General features: G+C 44.4%; 34 protein-coding genes and 6 tRNA genes. 36 read left to right on the top strand and 4 right to left on the bottom strand.

What is annotated here, in order from left to right:
* The first annotated feature begins 51 nt into the window (after positions 1 to 51).
* From I8J31_RS03085 to I8J31_RS03045, 9 genes are all read left to right on the top strand, one after another.
* Positions 52 to 714: a replication protein P gene (locus I8J31_RS03085; RefSeq protein WP_325101163.1), complete on the top strand. Its 663-nt coding sequence runs from the start codon at positions 52 to 54 to the stop codon at positions 712 to 714.
* Between the two features lie 133 nt (positions 715 to 847).
* Positions 848 to 1,492 (top strand): response regulator, encoded by a 645-nt coding sequence (locus tag I8J31_RS03080; RefSeq protein ID WP_199466834.1) that lies wholly within the window; start codon positions 848 to 850, stop codon positions 1,490 to 1,492.
* 13 nt (positions 1,493 to 1,505) lie between these two features.
* On the top strand, positions 1,506 to 3,329 hold the full coding sequence (gene uvrC / locus I8J31_RS03075; RefSeq protein WP_199466833.1) for an excinuclease ABC subunit UvrC: 1,824 nt from the start codon (positions 1,506 to 1,508) through the stop codon (positions 3,327 to 3,329).
* A 54-nt stretch (positions 3,330 to 3,383) separates the two neighbouring features.
* A complete protein-coding gene (gene pgsA, locus I8J31_RS03070; RefSeq protein WP_199466832.1) occupies positions 3,384 to 3,944 on the top strand; it encodes a CDP-diacylglycerol--glycerol-3-phosphate 3-phosphatidyltransferase in 561 nt (186 codons plus the stop codon).
* A 96-nt stretch (positions 3,945 to 4,040) separates the two neighbouring features.
* A tRNA-Gly gene (locus I8J31_RS03065) sits at positions 4,041 to 4,115 on the top strand.
* Positions 4,116 to 4,136: 21 nt separating this feature from the next.
* Positions 4,137 to 4,210 (top strand) — tRNA-Cys (locus I8J31_RS03060).
* Positions 4,211 to 4,220: 10 nt separating this feature from the next.
* A tRNA-Leu gene (locus I8J31_RS03055) sits at positions 4,221 to 4,307 on the top strand.
* A gap of 341 nt (positions 4,308 to 4,648) precedes the next feature.
* Complete coding sequence (locus I8J31_RS03050) at positions 4,649 to 5,269, top strand: phosphoadenosine phosphosulfate reductase domain-containing protein (protein WP_199466831.1); 621 nt, start codon at positions 4,649 to 4,651, stop codon at positions 5,267 to 5,269.
* Between the two features lie 4 nt (positions 5,270 to 5,273).
* Positions 5,274 to 5,750 carry a DUF2753 family protein gene (locus I8J31_RS03045; RefSeq protein WP_199466830.1) on the top strand — a complete coding sequence of 159 codons (477 nt, stop codon included), beginning with the start codon at positions 5,274 to 5,276 and terminating at the stop codon, positions 5,748 to 5,750.
* Here the strand turns inward: I8J31_RS03045 and I8J31_RS03040 are convergent.
* On the bottom strand, positions 5,720 to 6,322 hold the full coding sequence (locus I8J31_RS03040) for a GNAT family N-acetyltransferase (RefSeq protein ID WP_199466829.1): 603 nt from the start codon (positions 6,320 to 6,322) through the stop codon (positions 5,720 to 5,722). The genes I8J31_RS03045 and I8J31_RS03040 overlap by 31 nt on opposite strands.
* A 120-nt stretch (positions 6,323 to 6,442) precedes the next feature.
* Here I8J31_RS03040 and sdhC point away from each other — a divergent pair, with 120 nt between their 5' ends.
* Together sdhC and sdhD are read left to right on the top strand one after the other, a co-directional pair.
* Positions 6,443 to 6,823: a succinate dehydrogenase, cytochrome b556 subunit gene (gene sdhC / locus I8J31_RS03035; RefSeq protein ID WP_199466828.1), complete on the top strand. Its 381-nt coding sequence runs from the start codon at positions 6,443 to 6,445 to the stop codon at positions 6,821 to 6,823.
* A complete protein-coding gene (sdhD, locus tag I8J31_RS03030) occupies positions 6,814 to 7,161 on the top strand; it encodes a succinate dehydrogenase, hydrophobic membrane anchor protein (protein ID WP_199466827.1) in 348 nt (115 codons plus the stop codon). Before sdhC ends, sdhD begins: the two co-directional genes overlap by 10 nt.
* Before the next feature lie 100 nt (positions 7,162 to 7,261).
* On the opposite strand, the gene I8J31_RS03025 is transcribed toward sdhD, so the two are convergent.
* On the bottom strand, positions 7,262 to 7,906 hold the full coding sequence (locus I8J31_RS03025) for a LexA family protein (RefSeq protein ID WP_199466826.1): 645 nt from the start codon (positions 7,904 to 7,906) through the stop codon (positions 7,262 to 7,264).
* A 178-nt stretch (positions 7,907 to 8,084) separates the two neighbouring features.
* On the opposite strand from I8J31_RS03025, the gene I8J31_RS03020 reads away from it, so the two are divergent.
* The 23 genes from I8J31_RS03020 (at position 8,085) to I8J31_RS02910 (ending at position 24,015) form a co-directional block, all read left to right on the top strand.
* Positions 8,085 to 8,612: a hypothetical protein gene (locus I8J31_RS03020; protein ID WP_199466825.1), complete on the top strand. Its 528-nt coding sequence runs from the start codon at positions 8,085 to 8,087 to the stop codon at positions 8,610 to 8,612.
* The gene (locus I8J31_RS03015) at positions 8,609 to 9,670 is read left to right on the top strand and encodes a tyrosine-type recombinase/integrase (protein WP_199466824.1); all 1,062 of its coding nucleotides are present in this window, start codon (positions 8,609 to 8,611) and stop codon (positions 9,668 to 9,670) included. Before I8J31_RS03020 ends, I8J31_RS03015 begins: the two co-directional genes overlap by 4 nt.
* 378 nt (positions 9,671 to 10,048) lie before the next feature.
* Entirely contained in the window at positions 10,049 to 10,564 is a 516-nt protein-coding gene (locus I8J31_RS03010; protein ID WP_199466823.1) for a hypothetical protein, read from the top strand.
* Positions 10,564 to 11,229, top strand: a complete 666-nt coding sequence (locus I8J31_RS03005; RefSeq protein WP_199466822.1) for a phage baseplate assembly protein V — start codon at positions 10,564 to 10,566, stop codon at positions 11,227 to 11,229. Before I8J31_RS03010 ends, I8J31_RS03005 begins: the two co-directional genes overlap by 1 nt.
* Before the next feature lie 21 nt (positions 11,230 to 11,250).
* Entirely contained in the window at positions 11,251 to 11,448 is a 198-nt protein-coding gene (locus I8J31_RS03000; RefSeq protein WP_199466821.1) for a hypothetical protein, read from the top strand.
* Between the two features lie 20 nt (positions 11,449 to 11,468).
* Positions 11,469 to 11,828: a hypothetical protein gene (locus I8J31_RS02995; protein ID WP_199466820.1), complete on the top strand. Its 360-nt coding sequence runs from the start codon at positions 11,469 to 11,471 to the stop codon at positions 11,826 to 11,828.
* Entirely contained in the window at positions 11,800 to 12,801 is a 1,002-nt protein-coding gene (locus I8J31_RS02990; RefSeq protein ID WP_199466819.1) for a baseplate J/gp47 family protein, read from the top strand. The genes I8J31_RS02995 and I8J31_RS02990 overlap by 29 nt, the downstream gene beginning before the upstream one ends.
* On the top strand, positions 12,761 to 13,423 hold the full coding sequence (locus I8J31_RS02985; protein WP_199466818.1) for a phage tail protein I: 663 nt from the start codon (positions 12,761 to 12,763) through the stop codon (positions 13,421 to 13,423). The genes I8J31_RS02990 and I8J31_RS02985 overlap by 41 nt, the downstream gene beginning before the upstream one ends.
* Complete coding sequence (locus I8J31_RS02980; protein WP_199466817.1) at positions 13,410 to 14,033, top strand: phage tail protein; 624 nt, start codon at positions 13,410 to 13,412, stop codon at positions 14,031 to 14,033. The genes I8J31_RS02985 and I8J31_RS02980 overlap by 14 nt, the downstream gene beginning before the upstream one ends.
* A gap of 68 nt (positions 14,034 to 14,101) precedes the next feature.
* Positions 14,102 to 14,635, top strand: a complete 534-nt coding sequence (locus tag I8J31_RS02975) for a hypothetical protein (protein WP_199466816.1) — start codon at positions 14,102 to 14,104, stop codon at positions 14,633 to 14,635.
* The gene (locus I8J31_RS02970) at positions 14,628 to 15,029 is read left to right on the top strand and encodes a hypothetical protein (RefSeq protein WP_199466815.1); all 402 of its coding nucleotides are present in this window, start codon (positions 14,628 to 14,630) and stop codon (positions 15,027 to 15,029) included. The genes I8J31_RS02975 and I8J31_RS02970 overlap by 8 nt, the downstream gene beginning before the upstream one ends.
* A 126-nt stretch (positions 15,030 to 15,155) precedes the next feature.
* A complete protein-coding gene (locus I8J31_RS02965) occupies positions 15,156 to 15,719 on the top strand; it encodes a phage tail protein (RefSeq protein WP_199466814.1) in 564 nt (187 codons plus the stop codon).
* Positions 15,720 to 15,828: 109 nt separating this feature from the next.
* A complete protein-coding gene (locus I8J31_RS02960) occupies positions 15,829 to 16,545 on the top strand; it encodes a hypothetical protein (RefSeq protein WP_199466813.1) in 717 nt (238 codons plus the stop codon).
* A 14-nt stretch (positions 16,546 to 16,559) separates the two neighbouring features.
* A complete protein-coding gene (locus I8J31_RS02955; RefSeq protein WP_199466812.1) occupies positions 16,560 to 16,793 on the top strand; it encodes a hypothetical protein in 234 nt (77 codons plus the stop codon).
* Between the two features lie 89 nt (positions 16,794 to 16,882).
* Complete coding sequence (locus I8J31_RS02950) at positions 16,883 to 17,077, top strand: hypothetical protein (RefSeq protein ID WP_199466811.1); 195 nt, start codon at positions 16,883 to 16,885, stop codon at positions 17,075 to 17,077.
* Complete coding sequence (locus I8J31_RS02945) at positions 17,077 to 18,246, top strand: phage tail sheath protein (RefSeq protein WP_199466810.1); 1,170 nt, start codon at positions 17,077 to 17,079, stop codon at positions 18,244 to 18,246. Before I8J31_RS02950 ends, I8J31_RS02945 begins: the two co-directional genes overlap by 1 nt.
* Entirely contained in the window at positions 18,246 to 18,752 is a 507-nt protein-coding gene (locus tag I8J31_RS02940) for a phage major tail tube protein (protein ID WP_199466809.1), read from the top strand. The genes I8J31_RS02945 and I8J31_RS02940 overlap by 1 nt, the downstream gene beginning before the upstream one ends.
* A 76-nt stretch (positions 18,753 to 18,828) precedes the next feature.
* Positions 18,829 to 19,386 (top strand): phage tail assembly protein, encoded by a 558-nt coding sequence (locus I8J31_RS02935; RefSeq protein ID WP_199466808.1) that lies wholly within the window; start codon positions 18,829 to 18,831, stop codon positions 19,384 to 19,386.
* A 246-nt stretch (positions 19,387 to 19,632) separates the two neighbouring features.
* On the top strand, positions 19,633 to 21,426 hold the full coding sequence (locus I8J31_RS02930) for a hypothetical protein (protein WP_199466807.1): 1,794 nt from the start codon (positions 19,633 to 19,635) through the stop codon (positions 21,424 to 21,426).
* 105 nt (positions 21,427 to 21,531) lie between these two features.
* Positions 21,532 to 21,936 (top strand): phage tail protein, encoded by a 405-nt coding sequence (locus I8J31_RS02925; protein ID WP_199466806.1) that lies wholly within the window; start codon positions 21,532 to 21,534, stop codon positions 21,934 to 21,936.
* Positions 21,920 to 22,129 carry a tail protein X gene (locus I8J31_RS02920; protein WP_199466805.1) on the top strand — a complete coding sequence of 70 codons (210 nt, stop codon included), beginning with the start codon at positions 21,920 to 21,922 and terminating at the stop codon, positions 22,127 to 22,129. The genes I8J31_RS02925 and I8J31_RS02920 overlap by 17 nt, the downstream gene beginning before the upstream one ends.
* The gene (locus tag I8J31_RS02915) at positions 22,120 to 23,127 is read left to right on the top strand and encodes a contractile injection system protein, VgrG/Pvc8 family (protein WP_199466804.1); all 1,008 of its coding nucleotides are present in this window, start codon (positions 22,120 to 22,122) and stop codon (positions 23,125 to 23,127) included. Before I8J31_RS02920 ends, I8J31_RS02915 begins: the two co-directional genes overlap by 10 nt.
* 444 nt (positions 23,128 to 23,571) lie before the next feature.
* Positions 23,572 to 24,015, top strand: a complete 444-nt coding sequence (locus I8J31_RS02910) for an acyl-CoA thioesterase (RefSeq protein ID WP_199466803.1) — start codon at positions 23,572 to 23,574, stop codon at positions 24,013 to 24,015.
* Positions 24,016 to 24,065: 50 nt separating this feature from the next.
* Here I8J31_RS02910 and I8J31_RS02905 read toward each other — a convergent pair.
* Positions 24,066 to 24,150, bottom strand: a tRNA-Leu gene (locus I8J31_RS02905).
* A 74-nt stretch (positions 24,151 to 24,224) separates the two neighbouring features.
* A complete protein-coding gene (locus tag I8J31_RS02900) occupies positions 24,225 to 25,451 on the bottom strand; it encodes an EAL and HDOD domain-containing protein (protein WP_199466802.1) in 1,227 nt (408 codons plus the stop codon).
* 158 nt (positions 25,452 to 25,609) lie between these two features.
* Between I8J31_RS02900 and I8J31_RS02895 the strand changes: the two genes are divergently transcribed.
* Positions 25,610 to 25,685: transfer RNA gene (locus I8J31_RS02895), tRNA-Ala, on the top strand.
* Between the two features lie 72 nt (positions 25,686 to 25,757).
* Positions 25,758 to 25,833: transfer RNA gene (locus I8J31_RS02890), tRNA-Ala, on the top strand.
* Positions 25,834 to 25,843 lie beyond the last annotated feature (10 nt).

Raw genomic sequence — 25,843 nt, 5'->3', positions numbered from 1 at the left:
GGTTATGGCTCCAATGACTCAGGGCCTACGGAGGAACAGCAGCAGACGCGTGTGTTAGTCAACATGCTGTTTGCTCGCTTTAAAGCGATTTACACCCATAAGTTTGCTTCGGCTTATAGTAACCCTGATGAAGTGAAGCTGGCTAAGCGTGAGTGGGCAATTGCATTAAAGGGGTTTCAAGAGCCCTTGTTGGCCTATGCGGTTGAGAGAACCAAAGAGGTTTATGACTGGCCACCGACCATTTCAGAATTTTTGCGGCTTATTCATACGGCTTACAAGGCCTATGGGTTATTGGATCCTCGTACTGCTTATTTTGAGGCTTGCTCCTGCCGATCTGATCCTCTAGTTTATAAGTGGAGTCATCCCGCTGTTTTTTTTGCCGCTTCACAAGTTGGCTGGTATAAGCTTAAGTCTGAAGAAGAGCGGGTGACTTGGCCTTTATACGAAGAAAATTATTTGAAAATAGTCGACAGAGTCATTGCAGGCGAGCGTTTGGTGATACCTAAAGTGATCATGATCGAAGACCAGCAGACGTTAAGTGTTAATGATCTGACCCGTCAGATTGCAGAGGAATTAGCGATTTCTGAAGATGAAATCGTGCCATTATTTTACTATACGCAAAAAACTCAAGGGTCAGGCATTCGACAGCGTTATAGAGAGTTGAGTCAAAACAAGCTTGTAGAAATGGGTTATAAAGGTGAATTGCCAAAATGAAATTTATACAATCTTATATCGTGGTTTTATGTAAAAATTAGTAACTTTATATTAGCAGGATGCTATGAGCGCAGTTTCATTCTAGTTATCATAGGGGGATTGGCGCGAGGCGTAAGATAGTGGCGAGGTCGTTATGTTGAAAATATTGATAGTTGATGACCACGATGTGGTTAGCCAAGGCATTAGTCGCGTACTACAGGATGTTAAAGGGGTTGAGGTCGTTGGAGTTGTTCACAGTGGTGAAGAGTCCATAATACAAGCAAAAGCATTGCTGCCAGATATCGTCCTGATGGATGTACATATGCCTGGTATTGGTGGTTTAGGCGCGACGAAAGAAATTAAACGCATCTTACCCAAGATTAAAGTTATTGCTTTGTCTGCTCTGGACGACAATCTTTACCCTGTGAAATTGTTAGAAGCTGGCGCATCCAGCTATCTTACTAAGGGAACCAATACCTCCGAGTTATTAGAGGCTATTGAGATTGTATCTAAAGGTGGCCATTACATATCTAAAAGCATTGCTCAAAAAATGGCGCTTTCTAAATTTTCTATCGATGGACAAGGTTCTCCGTTGGAGCAGTTGTCTGATAGAGAATTACAAGTCGCTCAAATGATAGTGGATTGTAAAAAATCGACTGAAATTGCAGAGCACCTTAATGTTAGCCCTAAAACGGTGAGTACCTATCGAACACGCATATTTTCAAAGTTAAATATTGAAAGTGATGTGGAGCTTATTCATTTAGCGGTACGTTATAGTGTGTTAGGTATGGGGCAGTGATAACGAGGTTTTTTTGAGCCACCGAGCGTTCGACCCAAAACACTTTGTAAGCAACTTAACTACCAGACCTGGTGTCTATCGAATGTACGGTAGTAAAGGTGAGTTGTTGTATGTTGGTAAAGCTAAAAATCTAAAAAATCGCGTTGCAAGCTACTTTAGAGCAACAGGTTTAACGACCAAAACCATGGCGTTGGTTAGTCGAATCGACGCCATTGAAATTGCTGTTACAAAGAGTGAAACAGAAGCTTTATTGCTTGAACAAACCCTCATTAAGCAACATCGTCCTCCTTATAATATTTTATTAAGGGATGATAAATCCTATCCTTATATTTTATTGTCAGATCATCAACACCCTTCTTTACTCTTTCGCCGAGGTCATAAAACAGAAAAAGGTACTTTATTTGGCCCTTTTCCGAGTGGCAGTGCGGTAAAAGAAAGCCTTAATACCATGCAGAAGGTGTTTAAGGTTCGTCAGTGTGAAGATGGAACCTATGCGAACCGTTCAAGACCTTGCTTGCAATATCAAATTAAGCGTTGTTCGGGCCCTTGTGTTGGTTTAATTGAAGATCAAGAATACGATATCGATGTGCGTCATGCGCGTATGTTTTTAGAGGGTAAAAACCAAGAGTTGACCGCTGAAATAACGCATCAAATGAGTGCCGCGGCGGCGGATATGGAATTTGAGCGTGCGGCAGAATTACGCGACCAGATTATCCAACTGAATCATATACAAGAGCAGCAGCATGTTCATGGTCAAACGGGTGAAGCTGATGTTATTGCAGCGATAATTCAGCCGGGCGGTTTGTGTGTTCATGTGATGACAGTACGCAAAGGTAAGGTTGTTGGTAGTAAAAGTTATTATCCGAAAATGCCCATTGAAGTAACCGAGAGTGAGCTACTGTCTTCTTTTATTGCTCAGTTTTATCTGGGTGGTATTCAAGAATTGCCAAAAACACTCATAGTGAGTCATGAGGTTGATGACAATGAAGTATTGGTTGCAGGGATTTTTGAAACCACGCAAAAGAAAGTGGAAGTTGTACATAATGTTAGAGGGCAGCGTGCCCGTTGGATGGATCTTGCAAAGTTAAATGCAGAGCAAGGTTTGCAAGCGCGTTTATCCGATAAGCGTAATTATTTTAGCCGTATAACAGCACTGCAAAAACTCCTTGGATTTAAAGAGCCGCCAACTCATATGGAGTGTTTTGACATCAGTCACTCTAGTGGTGAAGCTACCGTAGCATCTTGTGTTGTGTTTGGGCCTGATGGTCCAGATAAAAGGCGTTATCGCTCCTTTAATATTGAAGGGGTTGAGGGAGGCGATGACTACGGCGCGATGAAACAAGCTCTTACTCGACGTTATAAGCGTGTGAAGAGCGGAGAGCTGGAAGCGCCAGATGTGCTATTAATCGATGGTGGCAAGGGGCAGCTCACCCAAGCCGAGGCGGTATTAAAAGAACTCGGTTTGGTGGATATCTTTTTGTTAGGAGTGGCGAAAGGCGATACCCGTAAACCAGGCCTTGAAACTCTTTATATAGGTTCGAGAGAAGATGAAGTGGTATTGCCACCGGATTCAGCGGCATTGCATCTGATTCAGCATATCCGAGATGAATCCCATCGGTTTGCCATAAAAAACCATCGTCGCAGACGTGATAAGAAGCGTCGTCATTCTGTATTAGAGGAAATACCTGGTATTGGCCCGAATCGTCGTAAGGACTTGCTGACGGCCTTTGGGGGCTATCAAGAGATGCTCTCTGCAAGTCAGGAAGACATTTCTAAGGTGAAAGGAATTAGTGCAAAAAAGGCAGAAGAAATTTATCTCTACCTTCATAAGCGTTAAGCTATTGCCTAATAGCAGGCCTAAAGCTTTTACATCATATACATTAGGAACAAAATGAACATACCCAATATATTGACCTCTGTACGGATTTTCATGATTCCGATTTTGGTCGCGGTTTATTATCTACCATGGGAAGGTCGTTACTATACCTGTGCATTTATTTTTGCGGTTGCAGCCATAACGGACTGGCTGGATGGTTTTTTAGCGAGAAAGCTAAATCAAATGACGCCATTTGGTGCTTTCTTTGACCCTGTTGCTGATAAGCTGATGGTGTCTGTGGCGCTTGTTATGCTGGTGGCGAGTTATTCCAATCCATTACTGACTTTAGCCAGTGCGGTTATCGTAGGACGTGAAATTGTTATTTCTGCGTTACGAGAGTGGATGGCGGAAATGGGCAAGCGAGCCAGCGTAGCTGTGTCTTATATTGGTAAGTTAAAAACCACCATGCAAATGTTAGCCATTTTTATTCTATTAGGAACTCAGCCTGGAACTCTGTGGGCACATGTTGGTGAAACGGTTCTGGTTGTCGCGGCTCTGCTTACGCTTTGGTCTATGTATATTTATTTAAAAGCGGCTTGGCCAGAGCTTATGTCCAAACAGTCGGGTGAAAACTGAACAGATTTCAAAAAAGAGCCTAAGTTAGCTATTTATTTGGTTTTTTTTCTTGACCTGAAAGCTCAAATACATAGAATAGGCACCGTCTTTTGAGAGGCGGGAATAGCTCAGTGGTAGAGCACAACCTTGCCAAGGTTGGGGTCGCGAGTTCGAGCCTCGTTTCCCGCTCCATCTTAAAAGATTCTGATAGAGGGCCGGATGGCAGAGTGGTCATGCAGCGGACTGCAACTCCGTTAACGCCGGTTCGATTCCGACTCCGGCCTCCAAATCAGAAATGCCCGGGTGGTGAAATTGGTAGACACACAAGACTTAAAATCTTGCGATAGAAATATCGTACCGGTTCGATTCCGGTCCCGGGCACCATTTATGGTGCCTTTTTTTATGCCCGCGTTTTACTGGCTAACTCAAATACCCGTTTATTTAAATCTAGCCAATTCATATTTCCTCAAGATCAATTCTCTTTACCGCAAACTGTCGCCACAATAAAACGTTTTAGCTCAACTGTGATGCTCTCACAATTATGCCAAAAGAAACGCTTATGATGATCTCTCGCCGTTTAGAAAAAGCAGCGTTTCGCGCCTACCTCATCAAAACGCCGCTTTGCTCTCTGATACTTTATTGGTACAAATGAATCTCATTTGCATTTGTGTGGGTCGAGTCTTACTATCTTTCTCTATTTTACGAATACAGTGCAGGGAAATGACATGATAGACATTCAGCAAGCCAATCAAAAGTTACAAAATTCTGGTCCACTAGAGATTATTGAGTGGGCGAGTTCACAGTCTAGCAAGCCCCTAACAACGACGAATTTTGGTCCTTACGAAGCGGTTATTTTGCATATGGTCACGCAAGTTAAACCTGACATGCCCATTGTATGGATTGACTCTGGCTACAATACGCCTGATACCTACAAGATCGCCGAGCAATTAATTGACTCGCTCAAGCTTAATATAGAGGTGTACACACCCAAGGTGAGTGCGGCTCGACGTGATGCTGCGTTAGGCGGTATTCCGCATTTTGAAGACGAAGGTCACGCGGAGTTTACCGAGCAATTCAAATTAGAGCCTTTTTCTCGAGCAATGAAAGAGCAAAGTCCAGATATCTGGTTTACGGCGGTACGCAGTGAGCAAACTGAGTTTCGTCAATCCATGGAGGTGTTTGGTTCAGGTCCTAATGGCGCGATCAAGGTGGCCCCGTTGTTACATTGGAAAGAGGCTGATATGCAGGGTTATTTAGCTCAGTTTGATTTACCTAATGTCGTGCGCTACTTTGACCCGACAAAAGCATTAGAAAATCGCGAGTGTGGCTTGCACACTAAGCTATAAGACAATGGGCTTACTTACTGAGTCGACACTTTCTGATATCGGTGCTTTAGTCGAGGCTTATGATCTTGCGAATTTGAAGGCACACAGCGCTTTCATGCAGGGTCAAGCAGACCTCGCGAGTGACTTTTACCAGCAGGCCTTTGCGCTTAGTGTCCAACTGCTGACCTCTCAGGCGATTACGGAAGAAGCGCTTAAGATGAGTGTCTATGCCTGCCTTAATTGCTTTGATTTCTGTCCAGTACCAAGCGATAGTGATGCCCGACATTACCTTGTTGTGACGGCCAATGAATTACAGGCCATAGTCGCCAGCAAGCAGTCGTTGGCTATTCGTCACGGAGCCTTAATAGCCTATGCCGAGGTCGCTCGATTATGTGATTGCCTAGTACAGCATGATGCTTCTAATACGCGGTCAAAAATGGTTGTCGAGCAATTCAGGCAATGTTGGCAATGCTATTGTTCGGAGCTCATTTCCGACCAATGAACAGCTGAGTTAAGATGGCGCCGATACACCCAATGACCATTGGCCTTTTGGTGGTCCGCTTGGTAGCCCATTTTTTGATAAAGTGCGATGGCTGGGAGGTTATGCTCTGTTACATCCAATCGCATTTGAGTAAAGTTTGCTTGCTCGGCATGGATTCTCAGTGCATTAAGTAATCGCATCGCTACGCCTTGGCGACGATAATCAACGGACACGATCAAGCCATCATGCAATAGTTCTTTTGGTTGCGCTTTGCGAGAGGCAGCAAGATGGGATCGATTGAGTCGAAAAAAAGTCCGAATGCCTAAGCACCTTAAAAGTTGAACTGGGCTGGCGCCGCCGGTAAAGGAACCGGCTTTACACTGATAGCCTGCCAAGCCAACCACATGATTGTCTTTCACTGCTGCCAAAGCAAATCGCCAATCTAAGGACAGGACGAGCAGTTTTATTAATTGTTCATCGCTAATCGCAAGTGTACTGGTATGGCGCTTAAGCTCATTCAAATACAGCTGAAAAGCACTGTCTTGCAAGTTATCAGGAATACCGTGCATCACTTGCAAGTTAAGGCAATACATTGTGTTTCCTTTTTGATGGATCAAAGTATCTGGAACGATAGTTGAGACTCAATAATTTTAGTGTTAATGAATCTTATTTACATTAAAATAACGTCTTTATTAGCGCTTGTGGAGAAAAGAATGAATAAAGAGCGGCCCATTAATCTTGATATTAAGACCATCAAGCTGCCGATAACGGCTATTGCTTCTATCTTACATCGTATATCTGCGGTCATTTTGTGGGTAAGCATGGCAGTTTTTTTGCCTGTTTTGTATTTCTCACTTAGCTCCACAGAGGGGTTCGACAGTTTGTTGGCGTTTTTCGATCAAAACCCGATTGGTCAATTTATGGTATGGGGGCTATTCAGCGCTTTTGGTTATTACATGTGCGCGACAATTAAGCACATCATTCAAGATTTTGGCCATTTTGAAGAGCTTGAATCCGGCCAGCATATTGCTAAGGCGGTGTTTATTCTTGCCGGTTGTTTCTGTGTACTATCGGGGGTGTGGGTATGGGCATAATGTCATTAGGAAAAGCGCGCAGCGGAAGCAGAGAGTGGGTGTTCCAGCGTGTATCCAACCTTGCTATTTGTATTTGGGGGGTCATCTTTATTGGGTTAGTTCTTACGATAGACACTGCCACTTTCACAGACTGGAAAGCTCTATTTTCACCTATTTGGTTTAAAGTGTATTCCAGTATTACCTTGATCATGGTTTGCTTGAATTCTGTTTTAGCGGGTTGGCAAATTGGCACAGATTACATTAAACCAAACGTGATTAATCGCCTTTTTATGACGCTTGTCATTCTAGGAAGTATGGCTTACACCATTCTGGGCCTGTCTATTCTTTGGGGAATATAGCTTTAGCATGGTGCTACATACTTTTTAGGAAAACTTAACTGATACTTCAAAAAAACCGCACTATTTTGTGCGGTTTTTTTTGTGCCTGTAATTCATTGGCTTATAGCTTGAGCTTGGCTTCTTTTACCACTCCTACAATGTGGCAGTTACCCTGAATTTCTATTGATGAGTATTGTGGGTTGAGTGGTTTTAAATATTGCTGGCCAGCATCGATTACTAATTTCTTGAAAGTGACTTCGTTACTATCCTTCAGTTTAGCAAGGACCAAATTGCCGTTTTCTGCTTGGATATTTGGCTCGACTAGGATTAGGTGACCTTCACAGATACTGAGTCCTACTGGGGAGGTCATGCTGTCCCCAATCACTTTTAACCAAAAGGCGCTCTCGCTAGCAGACTGTGGCGATTCCTCCCATTCAATATTATCCCCTAATGTCCTGTCATCTTTGGATTTCATCCAAGTGCCAGCCTGTAAATGGCTAATCAATGGCCGTTTTTTTATTGTAGGTTGAGCAGTAGGAAAAGCACTACTTTCTTCCTGAGCAGAGTCAATTCCAGAGATGAGCCAGTTAGCCTGTGTTTTCAGAATTTGCGTCAGCTTATAAAGGTTTTGTCCCTTTGGTGAAGTCGTGTCACTTTCCCATTGAGAAATTGTAACGTGTGAAACCCCAACTAGTTTAGACAGTTGTAATTGGGTTATGCCGAGTTCTTTACGCTTTTCGCGTATTCGTGATCCTAATGTTTTCATGTAAGTAATCTTAAGTTATCTTGACTTAGGTTTTCCTAATACATTATATTTAGGAAAACTTAAGTTTAACTGTAGATACTAATTAGGAACATTTTAGCTAGCACTCTAGAGCACGAAAAATTAAAGCTACTGGAAAACAGCAGGAAGTGACCTAAACGAAACAATATGGAGATTAATTATGCGTTGGTTAAATCGAGATAAACCGAATTCAATAGGGGCTTTAGGCTGGAAGATAGTTAACGAGCATATTAACTATCTTATCTCCAGTAGCGCCGATGCTGGCTGGTCAGGTGTTGGAAATACTGGCCGTATTTGTGAATCTATCGAATCAGGCATCACGCCAACGTTTGATACTGGTATTGATAACGACTCCGCCATGATTCGGCAAATCCGATCATTGACAGTAAAAGACAAGGGCTTGTCATGGTTGTTTGCTGATTTAACTCGAATGCAAACACTTTGTCTGCTCGCAGCCGTATTGGCAGAAGGTCGCAGAACCATACAAGGCGAGCCTTTATCAAACGGACATATTGCGGCAACTTTGCCTGTGTTTGCTGCCGAATTACGGCTGGGGCCAGTTCATAAGGCTCCCAGTGAAAAAACCTTTGCCAACAATGTTGCTGAAGGGCGCAGACGCTTTATGCTTAAGCTTCAAGCTGAACTGGTTGCCCGCTTATCAGCAGAGCAATTAAGGGCCATTGCATGATCATGGCAGCCAAAGAAATCAGTGATGAGTATATTGAAGCAGCGCTCAGGACTGACAAAGATTATCTTTACGATCCGCGTCGTGTTGAGTTTCATATTAACGCAGCTCGAACTGGTGGTACCTTTTATGATGTTGTTTATAAAGGAAAAAAGCGCCAGCGTACTAAATTGGCTAAATGGCCGGCAATCACAGCAAAAGCACTTTTTAGCGAACTCGCAGCGATTCGAGCGAATGCCTTGGCTGATAGGGAAGCTCAACTGACACTCCCTGTTTACGAAACAGGAGATGAGGTTTTGTTTTGGTTTATGCAACACATTGATCAAAGTAACGCTTTCTCCGAAGTCTATGTATCTACTGCGTCCAGCTATATCGCGAATCACTTGCTTGGCATCTTAGACAATATACGTTTAAACGACATAGACATGGTTTTTTTGTACAAGCAACTTTATATTCCCATGCAAAGCCGTTATGCGTTATCGACCATTAAAGGGGTATTTGGGGTATTGAAAAGTGCTTTTACCCATGCGTATGAACTTGGGTTGATTGCCCGCAACCCAATGAAAAAAATCATGTTTGGTTGCTTTGTCGATAAAGCAGCAGAGCAAATAGACACAAAACGAGATAGGCAACAGGGGCGACTTACACCGGAAGATTTACCTAAGTTGTTTGCGCTGATTAACAAGCAAGGTTTGCAAAAACGCCTTTTTTTCTTATTACAAATTCACCATGGGACAGGAATAACAGCAACCCGCCTTGCCGAATGGCAACAGGTTTCTCGCGAAAAAGGCGAATGGTATTTACCTGAAAGTCATTGTAAAAATGGTCAAGAACGCCGCTTAGTTCTCTCACAACAAATGATTGATTTGTTAGACTGTTTTTCAAAATCTACTCGGTATAAGCAAAGTGACTATCTATTTAGCGCAAGAGGAAATAAGCCTGTCACCAAACGCACAGTAGAACGTTGGTATCAAAATCTGAGTGATGAAGTCGGTATTAAATTTACTGGCTGTGATCTAGGTAAATTAGATTTTGGAGTTGATTTATATGATGCAAAATAGTTGTTGGCTTTTGCTTCGAATACTAATATCAATTGATCAAAGCCACCTTCGGGTGGTTTTTTTGTTTGGACAAGATGTTTTTATAAAAAGAGACGATTTGTTTACCGCCACCATGCCGCCATTAGGCATTTTTGTTGAATCCTTGTTCGCCTTTAAATGTCTGCTTTCGAGTTTCTTTTGTCGCTTTAATTTTAGCAGAATGACATGCGTAAATGGCGTTTGGAACGCTTGTGAGACAGGGAATTAGGCGTTACATTATGTCCATGCTGTTGGTTTTGTATCTGACAGCAACGCAACTTATAGGGCCTCACGAATGTGGGGCTTTGTCATTTCTAGGCCTCGCTGAATGCGGGGCTTTTTCGTTTCTGGATGGGATAAATGAATATCACTTTAACCGATGTGCATGAAGCCATCATAGATGCGCTTAAAACGCGTTTTCCTAGTGTGACCATTGAAGGCTATGACGCAAGTAAAGACCTTGCTGCATTGGCTCCTGCCGCTTTATTGGAAGTGGAAGCACTTTCTAAAACGGCAGATTCAGGTGATGGGCGCTACCCAGTGCAGGCTCGTTTTTCTGTGCATTGTGCGGTTGGTGCTGACGTTGAAAATCGACAATTGGCACTGATGGAATTCGCCGTTGCCTTGTCTCAGTTTGTGTCTGAGAGTGGTATTTGGGTGGTGGGCTCTTTGTTGGAAAAGCCATTTTATATTGATGCCTATCCGACCAATTTTCGCAACGAAGCCTTGCTTGATCAGAATGCATGGACGGTAAGTTGGGAACAAAAACTTTACCTTGGCGAGTCCACTTGGCAAGCCGAGGCAGAACGCGGCGGTATTCGTGTCGCATTGAATCCAAATGATGAAGACGATGCCACTGAATATAGGAGCCTTTAATGCGTCAACTGATTGAATCCCTTGTTCGGGATATGTTGAACCCCTACTTGGAGCGAATGGAGGAGCTGAGCGACGAAACCGAAGATCTTCGCCGTCGTCAGCAAAACATGATTCGCCTTGGCTATGTGAGTGAAGTGCATGAATCAGGCTTTTTAGTTCGGGTCAAACACGGTGAACTGGTGACGCCTTTTATTCGCTGGTTCGCGAATGCGGCGGGTGAAACAAGCGATTACCGCTGTCCATCGGTGGGTGAGCAAGCCGTTATATTAAATTACGGCGCAGGCCATAACGGCACACAAACTGTCGCACTGATTGGTTTGTTCAGTGACAATTTTCCTGCTCCAAGCACAGACCCTAATGAGATAGTGCGCTGTTATCCAGACGGCTCCATCGTTTCTTATCACGCTGTTAACCATGTTCTTAAATTGGACATTAAAGGTGATGCCATCATTGATATAGAAAAGTCTGCCACAGTCAATGTGGGAACGTCAGCCTCGATTGATGTTGGCGAGTCTGCATCGATAAAAGCCGGTGGGGAAGTCACCGTAGATGGCAGCAAGATTAAGTTAAATGGCGGTGTTGGCGTGGTAACAGGGGCGCATAAATGCATGATCACAGGCACACCCCATGCTGACTGTTCATCAACGGTCACCGCAGCACAGTGAGTGATTCACAACGAGGTAAATATGGCATTAGATTCTGAGTTATTAGCAAAAGACATTGAAGCGGCCATGGCGGCTAATGGTTTTGAACCATTGGCTAATAAAGCCGCAGGCCATGATTGGTGGTTAGCGTTTGCCGAAGGCATCGTCAATCATATTACGACAAATGCGCAAGTTGCGGTGACCAGTGGTTCTTCTGCTGGTACCTATAAAGTGACTTAGTGATAGGAGCCGATGATCTCATGATAGGAATAGACCGCAAAACAGGACGTAGAATAGAAGACTTTGATCAGTTGGTAAGTCGAATTACCCAAGTGATGACAACGCCAACATCAGGGCGTGTAAAGCGGCCAACCTTTGGCAGCCGAACCCGTGAATACATGGGAGCGAATATGACTGATAGCATGCTGGTCCGACTTCAAGCCGCGGCCATTTCAGCTTTCTACGATCCCATCAATGGCTTAACCGATTTTGAGCCATCTCGATGTGTTGCTAAGCGACTCACCGCTGGGTTGGCCTTATATTTTGAAGGCAATTGGAATGGACAAGACATTAAATTTGAGGTGCCATTAGATGTTTCCACATCAAAATCCACTACCTAAACCAGATATTATTACCACCCCCAAGTTCGAAGATCTGCTGCAAACGGTTAAATCCAAAGTTTTAGAATATTTAGCAGAAAATGCGCCAGATGATGTGGCGAATGTTGAGGAAACCTTCGCAAACGAAGCGGAACTGTTAACCAAGTTTACCGAAGCTTTTACGGTCATTTTGCAGAGCTATTTCAGGCAAATGAACGAGCAAGCGTTACAGATGTTCGGCATGTATGCGACTGACGATGGCATGGTGGATTTAATCGCCAGCCAGTTGGGCGTTGAACGACAAATACTGGAAGAAGGCGATCCAGATGCTTTTCCTGTTGTGCCAGCGGTCATGGAAAGTAATGAGGACTTATTAACCCGCTATTATTTGGCCGCCTATGCGTTAGCAACCACGGGAACGCGTTCTGGTTATCGCTTTAACGCCATGACCTTGGGTGGTCGGCCAAAAGTAACCGTCGAAAGCCCGACCAATAAAAAAGTAGTCGTTACCTACGAATTTGAATCCCATGAGCTGGCAGGGCAAACCAAAGACGCCCAAGCACGTCAGATATCACCGGGTGTGGTGGACTGTTTTATCTTGTCTCATGGCAATAATGGCATGCCGACGGAAGAGCTGATTGCCGCCACCAAGTCTTATATGACACGGGATGACATCGCTCAGGAAACAGACCTGTTGGATGTGAAAGCGCCCACTCTCAAAGCTTGGTCTTGTCATGCTGAACTTTATGTTCAATCTGGTTCTGATGTTGTTACCGCGAAGTCGGCTGCAGAAGAGGCGGTACAAAACTACGCCGAGCAGCAGCACAGATTAGGCGGCCGTATTGAACCATCCATGTTGTACAGCGTGTTGCTGAAAAATACCGGTGCGAATCGATGCGATTTGATAGCACCTTCAGAAGCTCTACGTTGTGAATTTAACGAGGCACCCTACATTGACTCAATCCAAATTACCGTCAGGAATGCAAACCTATAGTGTATTGCCTGATAACCGAAGCCCGCTAGAACGTGCTCTGGAACTTGCTCTGAGTGAAGCCCTTTATGCTATTGATCACCCTTACCCTGAATTGTTAGATGCGCAACATACGCTTGAAAATGCGATCTCGACATTGGGTATCGAGCGTCAGGTATTGGTTTGGGACTCAGAAGATTCAGAGCAAGTACAGCGTAAACGCGCTGAAAACGCGTGGCGAAATAGGCTGCTCAGTGGTACTCGATCCGGCTTTATAAAAGCGCTAGAGCAAATGGGTTTTGGCTCAGAAGTAACGCCATGGTTTGCGCTTTCTCCCACTCGTGACCCTTACCACTTTCAGGTGTGGGTGTATTGCTCTGATCGGCTATTAACCGCAGAAATTAATATCCGTATAGACGCTCTGTTTGAAGAAATGAAGTCCGAGCGAGATGTGTACGAGATAAACCTGTTGCGCGAATCGATTGGCACACCACGTATGGCCGCGGCGGCTGAGATTGGCGTCATCATGACGTCAAATCCCGTTGTCCAACAAGCCTCTGTCTCAAGCTCCTTGAGTTATCTGGGCATGGCACAACATTCACGAATTATTTCCACATCGGAGCCTGCTTACAATGAGCGATTATAGAACCTACATCACGCAAACCGGCTTTGCCTTAGAAAGTGATGCGAAATTGAACAACAGCTTTGTTGATCATTCTGTCTTAGTCGTGGGTGATGGTATCTTGCCTGAGTCTGCATCGGCGGCCGAGCAAACGGATTTGCTGAATCAAATCCGTGAATACCCGATCACCATCGAAAAAGATTCTGCTAACCCTGAAGTTTGGATAGCCCGAGGGGAGATCCCCATTGATGATGGCGGCTTTATGATCAATGAAGCGGGCATTAAAACGCCAGCTGGGGATTTGTATGCTTATTCCCGCCAGCCGGGTGACTACAAACCCTTGCTGGAAGAAGGGCAGGGCACAAGTTACACCTTACGTTTGAAGTTTGTACCGGGTAATGCGGATGCCATTCAAATCAAGATCGACCCTGCTGTGCAGTTTGCCACACCGACGGATTTGGAAAATGCCATCAAGGCCCATGAAGACAAAGCGGATCCACACCCTCAATATGCCACGGATGAAGACTTCACCAAGATGGCGATGGTCCAAGTGGACACCATGCACCGGCAGGTACAACAAGAGTTCCGGTTACTAGAGCTAGAGAAAAAAGGTGTCGCAAGTGTCTTATTTTAAAGACTCAATTTCATACCTAATGGCCGTTTTGATAACGGGCAATCAATAATCTATTAAAGGAGACCTTTATGAGTGCACAAGAAACGGCTGATTTAATTAAATCGGTGAATGATATGACGGCTACGGTCGCGGGGAAAATAGGTGAGATAGATGAGCATTTAATTTCTTCTAACTACCTTGTTCAGTACAAAATTTATAAAGATGAATCAACAGGAGTGCAGCAAGTGGCGGAGGCAGTCACTCCGTTCTTTGTTAGTTTAAAAATCGATTTCATACCGAAGTATCCCGATAGCTTAATTGTAGTAAGGGCTAGTGGCAACTTCCGAGTGATTCGAACGGATGGGACGCAGAATGTGTGTGGAATGGATATTCAATTGTATGATGGAGAGCAATTATTAAACCCTAACATTGCTTTTTTATATGATGGGCAAAGCAATAATATTCATGCTAACCCTAATATGTTGCACATAGACAATAGGGGCGGAGTAGCGGAGCGTCACTATAAAATAGCTTTACTTCAGCATACTACAGGAACCTCACTTAGCTATTATGCTGCTTTAGGTCAGGGCACAGTTTCTGTAGAGGAGTATCAAAATGTTTGAAGATGATTTGAGTTTGGCCATGCAGGCGGCGCATACGCTTTATTCTGTGGGCGCGGCGGTAAAAGACGGTAAGGTGTTGATTGAGAGTGATAGCGGCTGGCGAGAGTTAACAGACGCTGAAACGGCTGACGTAGCAACGGCCGTTGCTGACATGCGTTATCAAATACAGGTTGCCAAGACCAAACAAGAATGTTCAGAGCGCATCAGTACACAATGGGATCAAATAGGTCAAATTAACGCCATCGCTGGTATTTATGGAGAAGTTGATGGGGCAGCTTGTGTCGCTTGGATTGATGCAAATCGTGTGGCACTTTATGAACTATTAGCCCGTGATGACTTGTTAGACATTGATGTGGCAGACGACCAATATTGGCCAGTGTATGAAGGGTCTTAACCTGATTTAAACTGACAATAAAAAGGCATAAAAGAGGTGGCCGCGAAAGCGGTTTTTTTGTGTCTGGCGATTCTTTCTGTGGCCTATCGGCAGGGCACATCATCTTTACCTTGGAGTGCGCTTATCATGAGCGATTATCGAACTTACATTACGCAAACGGGTTTTGTCTTAGAGCGTGATGCGACATTAAACAATACCTTTATTGATTACGCCGTTTTGGTGGTGGGCGACGGCATTTTGCCAGACTCCTCATCCCCTGCATCACAAACGGATCTCATTAACCCCATTCGCGAGTATGGGATAGTGATCGAAAACGATCCTAACGATGCCAGTGTTTGGATTGCCCGTGCGCAAATTCCCGCTAGCGATGGGGGTTTTACCATCAATGAAGTGGGCATTAAAACCGCAAGCGGTGATTTGTATGCTTACGCTCGACAAGCGGGTGACTATAAACCCCTGTTAGAAGAAGGGCAGGGCAAAAGCTACACCATTCGTTTGAAGTTCATACCGGGTAATGCGGAAGTGATGCAGGTAAAAATTGACCCTTCTGTGCTGTTTGCGACACCGATGGATTTGGAAAATTTAACCACCTTGATTAATGCAAACTTTGTGCGCATGGCAAGGGCTCATGTGAGCACCATGCATCGACAAATACAGCAAGAGTTTCGATTGCTAGAAATAGAAAAATAAACGGAAAGAGGGCTTTTGAAAAAAGCGCTGTTTTAGAGACTTTACCTCTTAACTTACACTGTTTTCATAATGCTATAGGCACAATGAATTTCGTATAAAGGAGACCTTTATGGATATGAACGAAACGACGGATTTAATTAAATCGGTTACAGACATGACGGCCACGGTCGCCGGGAAAATTGGGGAGATAGACCAGCGGGTAGATACAGCGGAAGAGGAGTTTGATCAATTTATTACTCAGTCGCGTTTAGAAAGTCCTATTTTTCGTCAAAGCAAGAATCAAAACTGTTCTTTAACAGGCAGCAGTATGGATTTTTTTACAAAAAATAGTCAGTACACCCTGAATGTTTCACTTTATCGTACGATTGTTACTGGCACCTTATGGGTGGATCGTGATCCAGAAGAGAAGGAAATAATGACGGCCATGGGAATGTCTGGACAACGGTATTTTAGTCCTTCTATTCGCGTGATGAAAATGGTTTGGAGTGGCTATCAAGTAGAGAATCATAGCTCTTACTCTATGTTTCCTACCCCCATTGCGAATGGTAGTGGTTATGTCACTGTTGCTAGTTATGCAAAATTAGTGAGTGGTTCCATTGATGGGTGGTGGCTGACCGATGTGGATAGTTCTTGGGGGCTATGTGGGGTGCACCTACCTGGTACCACAGGACGTTATATTCATGCCCATCCCTATGTCGATTCGGCCTCGGGTGAGGTGCTGTTTATTTGGCCTGGCGTTGTTTCTGGACATGTTCCACTAGATCGAAACTCTCCCAAATGGAGTTATTGGCCTTCGATATATTCAGAATCCCCTTATGCTAATTAAACTTGGAGTAAAAAATGAAAGAGAATGTTTTTGATTATTCAAATGATGTTTTAAGTCAAAAAGAAGTTAATGAGTGTTGCCAAGCGCATATTTCAAGCTATTTCACTGTCGGTAAGCAGCTAACGGTTGAGCGTGTTGGTTCTGATTCTGAAAAAGCATTAATGCATGGGTTTATTGATGCCTGCAGGGCTTGGGCTAATTCTGAGCATCCGAAGCCTAAAGATTTATATACGATTAAACCAGAATAACCAACCGCCCAATCGGCGGTTTTTTTATGTCCATTATTTCACTCAACAAACCAGCCTCAAGCTGGTTTTTTTACACCAGGAGAAACTAGATGGTATCTCAGAAACCCAAAAATCCACGAAAAAAGTACAGCGTGCTTGAAGCTTATCAGTGTCCAAATCGCAAGGTTTGGTACGCCAAAGGTGACGTGGTTGAGCTGCTTTCTTGTGAAGCAGATTTTTTAATACTCGGTGGCAAGGTCGCATTGGCGACCAAAAAAGCTATTAAACAAAAAGGAGAGGCGTAATGCCAGAAATAGCATCTTTTGTACATAACGGTATGAGTGTGGAAACCCATTCAGCACCACCACCAATGGGGCCACTAGGCAGTGTTGTGGTGGGCGTGGTCGGTACGGCGCCTGACGCCGATCCACTATTGCCAAAAAATAGCCCGATTCGCATTGCCAACATGGGCACAGCGGCCAAGCTGGATACCACAGGTGATGAGCGCGGCACCTTATACCGTACTTGTTATGAGTTACTGCGTATCGTGTCTGTGCCCATTTATGTGGTGATTGTGGACGAAGGCGCAGACACGGCAAGCACGGTTAATAATGTGATTGGTAAAGTGGATGCCGCAACCGGTCAGCGTTTGGGTATTCAAGCCTTAGCGGATTGCATGGAAGTACCAACGCATATTTCGGCGCCGGGCTTTAATACTAAGCCAGTAGCGGATGCTTTGGCGGCATTGGGTAAACGTTTGTTTGCCATCCCTGTTGGCGATGGTCCAAATACTAACGATACCGACGCAGTGGAGTATTCCAAAAGCTTGGGGGGCGACGGCACTGGGTACGAATCTTTCTATCTGGTTGATCCATTTGTCTCTGTCTATAGCCAAGCGGCGAAAGGTAATGTGTATTTTTCTGGTGCCGCGACGGCCTTGTCTTGCTTTGCTCGGGTTAATCCTTGGGAAAGTCCAGCCAAGGGCGGTATGGGGGCCTTGATTGAAGGTACGGCCCGAACCATTGACTACAACATCATGGATAAAGCCACCAATGGCGATTTGATGAACCGTCATGGGGTGTCGTATTTTGCTCGTACTTCCATGGGTGGTTTTTCTTTGATCGGTAACCGCTGTGTGATGGGACGTTTTGTGTCTCAGGTCGGTTTGGAATACGCCATTATTCGCAAGCTAGCGAAAACCGCCCAACGTGCCATGGCACGTAATCTTAGCCGATCTTTTATGGATCAAGAAATTGAAAAACTGAACTTTTGGCTGAAGTCCCTACAAGCGGACGAAACCATTATGGGCGCGCAGGTTTATCTTCACCCAACACTTAACAATGTCGAAAACTACACCAATGGCGAATGGCATATCGCGATCAAATACCATGGTTATGCGCCAAATGAACACATGGTTTATCACTTAATCGAAGATATCGGCATCGTCGAATCTTTCCTTGAAGGAGTTTTATAATGGCGGGACAACGCTCACGAATCAGCAGAATGGCCATCATTAATGGTGAGCCTCTAATCAAAGAACTCGACGAGTTCACCCCACCAGAAGTGAAAAAAACCATGCAAGAAACCCGCGGTGGTTCTTTTATTCCGGGTGAGGTTATGGTCGGTCTGGAAAAATTAACGGCGAAATTCAAAGTCAAGGGCGCTAATCAAGCATTGCTATCTGCATTTGGTTTGTCTGACGGTGAAATGTGTCAAGTTAACGTGAAGGAATCCCATCAGGACGAAGATGGCAACAAGTTTGCCATTGAATACAGTGTCACAGGTGAGATCACAGGGGTGACGGAATCCGCCAGTAAAATGGGGGAATTACCGGATCATGATTTGGAAATGTCGGTTAGTGCTTACAAGAAAACGGAAGCGGGTAAAACCATTTACGAGATTAACCGTAATGCGCAAATTTTGAACCTTGGTAAAGGCGATTTAATGGAAGAGCACCGCCGTAATATCGGTCTAGCCTAATCTTCCCTATTGAAAACCCAACCTAATAGTGAGTTGGCCCGTTCGCTTTGAGCGGGCTTTTTTATCTGGAGATATCATGTTTCAAGCAAAAATACATAACCTCGTTTGGCCAATTAAAGATGAAAAAAATCAGCCTATTGAAACAGTCACCATCAAAACACTGACGATGGGGCAGCATAGGGCGTTAAATAAAGAGAGCAATAATGATGACCTCACCTTGTTGCGTAGCTGTATCAGCAGTGCCACAGGTTTGACCGTAGAAGAATTGAAAAACCTAGTGACGCCAGATTACAACAGTATTCAAAATCAAGTGCTGGAATTAATGAGTGCTACAACCAGTACGTTATTAGAGGGTGTGTTTAATAAAAATCCAGTGGCGTTATTGATCCCGATTCAAGGGGATAATGGTCAAGAAAAGGCAACCTACAAACTGCGTCCACCTACGGTAGCAACAACCGATTTAATGGATACTCACGACGATGAATGGCAACGCACGCTGTTTATTAGCTCAAGTTGTACTGGTTTTAGCCAAGCAGAATTAGAGCGCCTATGCCTACCCGATTGGAATCAATTACAGGAGCGCCTTATCGATTTTTTGGAAAAATCGGCGGACTTCTTTCGCCAAGAGATGTAGAAGTTCTGACCGACGTTATTCCACTGGTTTACCAGGTTCCACCATCCGAGATTATGCATTGGCGTATTGATGAAGCCATGCGCCGCTACCACTTGGCCACTGCAAAATTGGGCATCATATAGAGGTAGAGGCTAACCGGTGGCTACCTAAGGCTGACTGGCGCAGATAACACCTTATTGCCTTAGTGTTGTCTGCTGATTATTGGCGACGCCATGCGCCGTTTACATCATTACATAGAGGTACATTATGGTCGATAGCATATACCCTATTGCCTTGGCGTCGTCTGCTGAAAAGTGCGCCAAGGCGATGGAAAACCTAACCCAGAAAATTCATCAAACAACAGAGGCTTTTCAGCAGCAAGCCACGAAACTGAAAAAAATTCCATTAAGCAAGGAAACGGCAGGTGAGCGCCATTTGGCGAATGCTCCTGCAAATAGCGTTATCAATCCAACGATAGCGTCCACTGCAACCAGTGGCGAGCGTTTGCCGGTTTTGCAATCTATTTTCCCATCCTTATCGTCGGCGATGGCCGAGGTGACCCGTTTCACCGACGCGAGCACCAAGCTTGCTGAGGGCTTGAATGAAGTGGTCGATGTGGTTGAAGAGGTTAAGCAGGGTGCAGGTGCCTTTAAAGAGGTCAAAAAAGGTATTGGAAACCTGTTGGATAGTTTTACATTCGATAAAGAAAAGTCATCTGGCTCAATGAAGAATTCGGATAGACAAAAATCTAAGGAAACGAAGCAAAACTCTGGCCCTAAGAGACAGAATAAAGCGGAATCAAGTAAGCAACAGCAATCTACTAGACCACAGACAGCGGGCAGCCCAAGTCTAGGAAAGGTTGGGGAATTGCTAGAAGCTATCCAATCGGGAATGGATCTTATTGATTTCGGCGCGGATGTATATGCCAGATTTAGTGGCAAAGAAACCAGCGAAAGCAAGGGGGAAACTAAGCTTGCCCTACCTCAAACAAGCGCAGCTCAATCGTCCTTTATTAAAAGTACAGGTGGGTCGTCAGTGACATCAGAGGTGAAAACAGCGCCTGTTTCTGGCGCTGTGTCCACAATTGCAACAGGCTTAACAGAAGCGGCTGGTGTTTTTCAAGAGATCGAAAAAGGCGTAGGGGCTGTCAAACAGATAAAAGAAAGCGTTGGCAGTGTGCTTGGCGTTTTTAAACCGAATGAAGAAAGTTCGCCAAACAGCTCAAAAACACCTAATGCCAAGAAGAGTATGGATCGAACGATAAAAAGGGCAGTTCGCTCCATTGATCGACTGAATCGAACCATTCGTTCTTCTAACATGGGTTCTGCCGCTGGTAGAGGAAGGAGAGGTGGCAAAAAACGAGGTGAAAAAGGCAGATCCTATAATCGTAATACCACTAATCGCCTGCCTAATGCGGGTTACCAAACTTCCGATAAATACAGTGCTAAAACAGTCAAAACAAGCCTTCCTGCTGCCGGCAAAGCAACAGGCTTTAATCGAATCAAAGGTTTGATGAAAACCTTGGGTTCTGGTGCCGGTAAGCTGTTTAGGCCGCTTAATGCGGTGATGCAAGTTCCAGAGTTAGCTTCGGCGATTGCAACGGGAGACAGCAAAGAAATAGGCGCGACAGCGGGCAACGTAGCGGGTGGAATGGGGGGCGCTGCTGCAGGTGCCTTAGCAGGCGCGGCGATTGGTTCAGTTGTACCTATTATTGGTACCGCGGTTGGTGGACTGATTGGTTCTGTGGTTGGTGGTATGGGCGGCAGCTCAATAGGGGAATGGGCTGGCAGTAAAGTGGGTGGCTGGTTCAGTGAGGATAAAACCGACCAGCCGGTTCCAGACGCCGTGAGTCATCAAACTAAGCAGCTTCAAGAAGGCAACAAGGCGATTCACTTTGCGCCTATTATTAATCTAACGCCAACGGGTAATCCTGCTTATGACCAAGACGTGAGCAATCAGGTGATTGAACGCTTAAAAGCAGAGTTTGCTCAGGGAATCATGCCCAACATGGATGTTGCGACACGAGCCGATGCCAGCTTGTCGGATAATCGAAGTTCATAGGCATAAAAAATTACCGTGTTAGCTGATTGTCAAGTGGCAGCCATAAAAGCTCATCAATCGATGAGCTTTTTCATTTCTAACATTTAATACTGAAAAGGAGTGCGCATGCCTAAAATGATGTGTCTAAATTATGGAGACGGTGAGTTCGTCTTTTCCCTTAGTGAAGGTACCCCATACGAGGGGTTACAGCGTACCAGTGATGGCGGTTGGTCGACGGTGGCTCGTTATGGTCAAAAGCCGATGAGTAAAAATACCGGTCAACAGTTGGAAAACATAACCATCACAGGAACCTGGTTTCAGGCCAAGGGCATGACGAATCTCAGCATGTTAAGGTTTTTGCAGAATCAGCGTGAACCTGTGGGCTTGACGGATGGTTATGGCAATACCTTGGGGCGCTGGGTGATCAAGCGCTTGCAGGAAAAGCAGGACAAAATCATCGACGATGGCACGGCTTTAGTGCTCAGCTTCACCCTAGAGCTAGAGGAGTATGTTAATGAAAACGCTGCGTAGTCGAGAGGGCGATACTATCTCTATTATTTTATGGATGGGTTTAAATCGAACGGATGATGAAGCAGAAGAAGTCTTGTTTGCACTTAATCCCGGTTTGGAAAAGTATGGCCCTGTGCTGCCAGCTGGTATCACGATCACCTTGCCTGAGATGCCAGCCAAAGCGCCTGAAAGAGTGGTGAATATATGGGATTAGGATACAAGCCTCAGGTCCGAGTGGGCGGTGCAGGAGAGGACATTATCAATGCTCGCTTAACCGCTTGGGAGCGAATAGATTCTTCTGGTGTTCAGAGTGATCAATTAACACTTCATGTGGATACGTCAGGCCAAAGTGGATTGCCAAAAGAAGGTGCTGTGCTGACGTGGGCAGAGGGCTATGACGATATTTTAGTCGATAAAGGTCAGTTTACTATTACACGGATTATTCCTGTTTTATTCCCACCTAGCGTGACTATTGTGGCGACCGCAGCACCTTTTCAAACAGAAGATACGACAGGTTTCAAGGAGCGTAGAACCCGTAGTTTTGAGCAAATCAGTCTTGCGGATGTGTTTCGTCAAATTGTCAGTGCTCACGGTTTTAGCCCTAGAGTGGCGGATGAATTTGAAGGTGTTTTTATTGAGCACATAGACCAAATAGACGAAACAGACAGCGCTTTTTTGACTCGTATAACGAAAGAGCGCGATGCTATTGCTAAACCCGTTAACGATGTTTATGTGCTTGCTAAGCGAGGCAAAACGAATACGGTAACAGGTAAGATGATTCCTACTGTGATTGTTGGGGTGCCAAGTAAAAATACACCGAGCGGCGTTAGCCAGTTTACTAACTGTCAATTGGATAAGCCGAGTCGCCGTGTGTCTAGTGGTATAAAAGCCAATTGGTTGGACAGCAATAAGGGCGAAGAGAATATCGTTGAAGTCGGTACCGAACCCTTTAAAAAATTGCGCCAAACCTATGAGAGCCAAGCGAGCGCCACACAAGCTTGTAAAGATGAATTGATGCGGTTACAGCGAGAGGCCAGCCGCGTTAGTCTAGACTTGCCGGGAAGCCCTAAATTAGTAGCGGAAGGCGTTCTCACTTTAAATGATACGTTTCCGCCTGAAATGGCGGGCGATTGGTCTATAGACAAAGTCACGGCAAGGGGCGATAGGGGTGGCGGATATCGCTGCACCGTTATTGCAACGGGTCTCGTTTGATTATGTCTCACTTCTGTTAGAGTACCGAACCTACTGTATTAAGTGAGTTCGGTACTGATTTTTCTCCTTTGATGCCTTTAAAACTCCTTCCTATCGTTTTCTGTTTTCTTCCTAAATACGGCTAAATTTTTCATGAAATGTCAGTAGACAACTCTTCCCAATGTCTCTTTAGCTTGCTGCTTTTGAGCTTAATATGGGCACTAATAAAATAGTTTTTATGGTTACGTTATATTTATTGGTGATTCTACATGGTAGTTTTTTTCTGTTTTTTTTCTATGAGTTTTCGCTTTTTCCATCGCTGATGCTTTGTGATCAGGTGACTTGATTTCATAGTGCTTAAAATGTGTTTTTTGCAGTTTTCCATGGCTTCTAAATATTCTGAATAGGTCTTTTCTGGCTCTGTGCTATTCTTGTTTAAAGAAACACACAGCTTGAGAGGGTGTTATGTCAAAGCAACAAGATAAAGCAAAAGGTCGTTTGACGACAAGAACCGTGGCTATGCCTGGAGATACCAACCCTGCAGGAGACATTTTTGGTGGTTGGGTGGTTTCTCAAATGGATATTGCAGCGGGCATTTGTGCTGGGCAAAGGGCACAGTCCAGAGTGGTGACGGTAGCGCTAAATGGTATGAGCTTTATTAAAGCCGTGAAAGTGGGTGATATTTTGGGGGTTTATACCCATGTTGATTCCGTTGGCCGTACTTCTATGAACATTCATGTGGAAGCTTGGGTAAGGCGTGACCGTATTGGTCAGCGTGAAAAGGTAACGGAAGGGTTGTTTAAATTTGTTGCTATTGATGAAAATGGCGCATCAAAGCCAGTTCCTAATGAAGCAGATTTACCAGACTATGTGTTAGAAAACTTGTTTGAAGTAAATCACGACCTATAGATAAAAAAACATAAAAAAAGCGATTGCCAAGACAATCGCTTTTTTTATGTTGGTACCAGTAGGCGGACTCGAACCGCCACACCCGAAGGCAACGGATTTTGAATCCGTCGTGTCTACCAATTCCACCACACTGGCCTTGAAAAAGGTGTGGGTATTTTATGGTTTTTTATAATACTGTCAATCGTTTAGCGCTAAATAAATGATAAAGTTTAGGATAATGTCTGTAAAATATCCTCTCCCCAAAGCATGGCTTCAAGAAAGGCACGATTAAGGCTGGTTCTATCTTCTGGGCTTATTGTTTGAAGCGTTTCCCAATCTTGTTCCTCACAGCTTAAAGTTTGTGCTAGGTAAGAGCCTAGTTCTCCTGACTGGTTCAATATCGCATCCAGTACTTCTTCTGTTAACGATATCTGCTTTAAAATGACGGACTGCTCGACATTAAATACAGTGTTGATACCTGACATTAGGCCTGTCATAAAGGCTGAGTCAGCGAGCTCTGGGTTTCTGCTTTTAGCAATTAATTGGCAGCAGCGAGAGCGTGTTAATACTATTTTTAAAAGTGCCTCAGGCTGGTTTGATGACGAGGTGAGTGTAATGAGTAACGCCCATTTTTTTAATTGTTCTAACCCGAGAAAAACAATGGCATCTTTAATTGAGGCGGCTTTTTTGGATATGCCACAAATAGGGCTTTTTAATACCCGTAGAAGTTGGAAGGTAAGCTTGGGGTTTTGAGCAACCAGTTCACTGATTATTTCAATGGTAATGTTTTCATCTTGTAAGGCATTGACTAGGGCAATGGCGCCCATGGTATTAGAGTCTATTTTTTTGCCTTTTATGATTTCAGGACGTTGCAAAAAATAGCCTTGAAAAAGATCAAAACCTAGCTTGTTACATAATTCAAACATGGCCAAATCTTCGACTTTTTCGGCAACAAGAGTTAGCCCTAACATTTTGAGTTCAGCAATTTCTTTGAAATAGTCATTAGGTGGAGTAGCCAGTACATCTATTTTAACGATAGATATCCAAGGAAGTAGTGGCCTGTAAGCAGCACTGAATTGATAATCGTCTAGGACAAATCGATAGCCTAGATCCCGCCATTTTTGTATGGCAGAGATGAATTCTGCAGTTATATGCTGGCCTTCCAATATTTCAATATACATGGTGTCAGGAGCAATAGGAAAGAAGGCCTCAGATAACAGAAGCTCCGTTGTCATATTAATAAAAAAGGGTTTTTTTACTTGCGATTCAAGTTTGGTAATACCAATGCATAGATTGACCAGTACTTGGCTAGTCGCCTCGTCACCATTAATAATGTCAGCATTTAGAGGGTTTTTTCCACGGAATAGAAGTTCATAGCCAAACAGTTCTTTGGTTTTGTTGAAGATGGGCTGTTGTGCCATCATCAGGTCATCTAGGGTTGTTGGGAATTCATCCATGTTTTTCTCTTAAAATTAAAAGCGCAAGAACGACATTGTAGTATAACTTTCATCCAATAGGGAATGAGAGCATAACTTGATTCAGTATAGTCGCTAAGGTAAGGAATGAAAGGGTTGACAGAATGTCGAAGCAACAATAGAATCCTTCGCTGTTTTACGGGGCTATAGCTCAGCTGGGAGAGCGCTTGCATGGCATGCAAGAGGTCTGCGGTTCGATCCCGCATAGCTCCACCAAGTCTAAACAGCACAGTAATAAAGAATCATCCCAGGACAAATCTTGTCCACTGACGTTTTTCAGCGTTTTGTGGGGCTATAGCTCAGCTGGGAGAGCGCTTGCATGGCATGCAAGAGGTCTGCGGTTCGATCCCGCATAGCTCCACCAGGTCGCTTTC

The organism is Marinomonas transparens (assembly GCF_016463975.1).
Lineage (GTDB): Bacteria > Pseudomonadota > Gammaproteobacteria > Pseudomonadales > Marinomonadaceae > Marinomonas > Marinomonas transparens.
The sequence above is the reverse complement of the archived record's forward strand: the minus strand, read 5'-3'. Positions and strand labels throughout refer to the sequence as shown.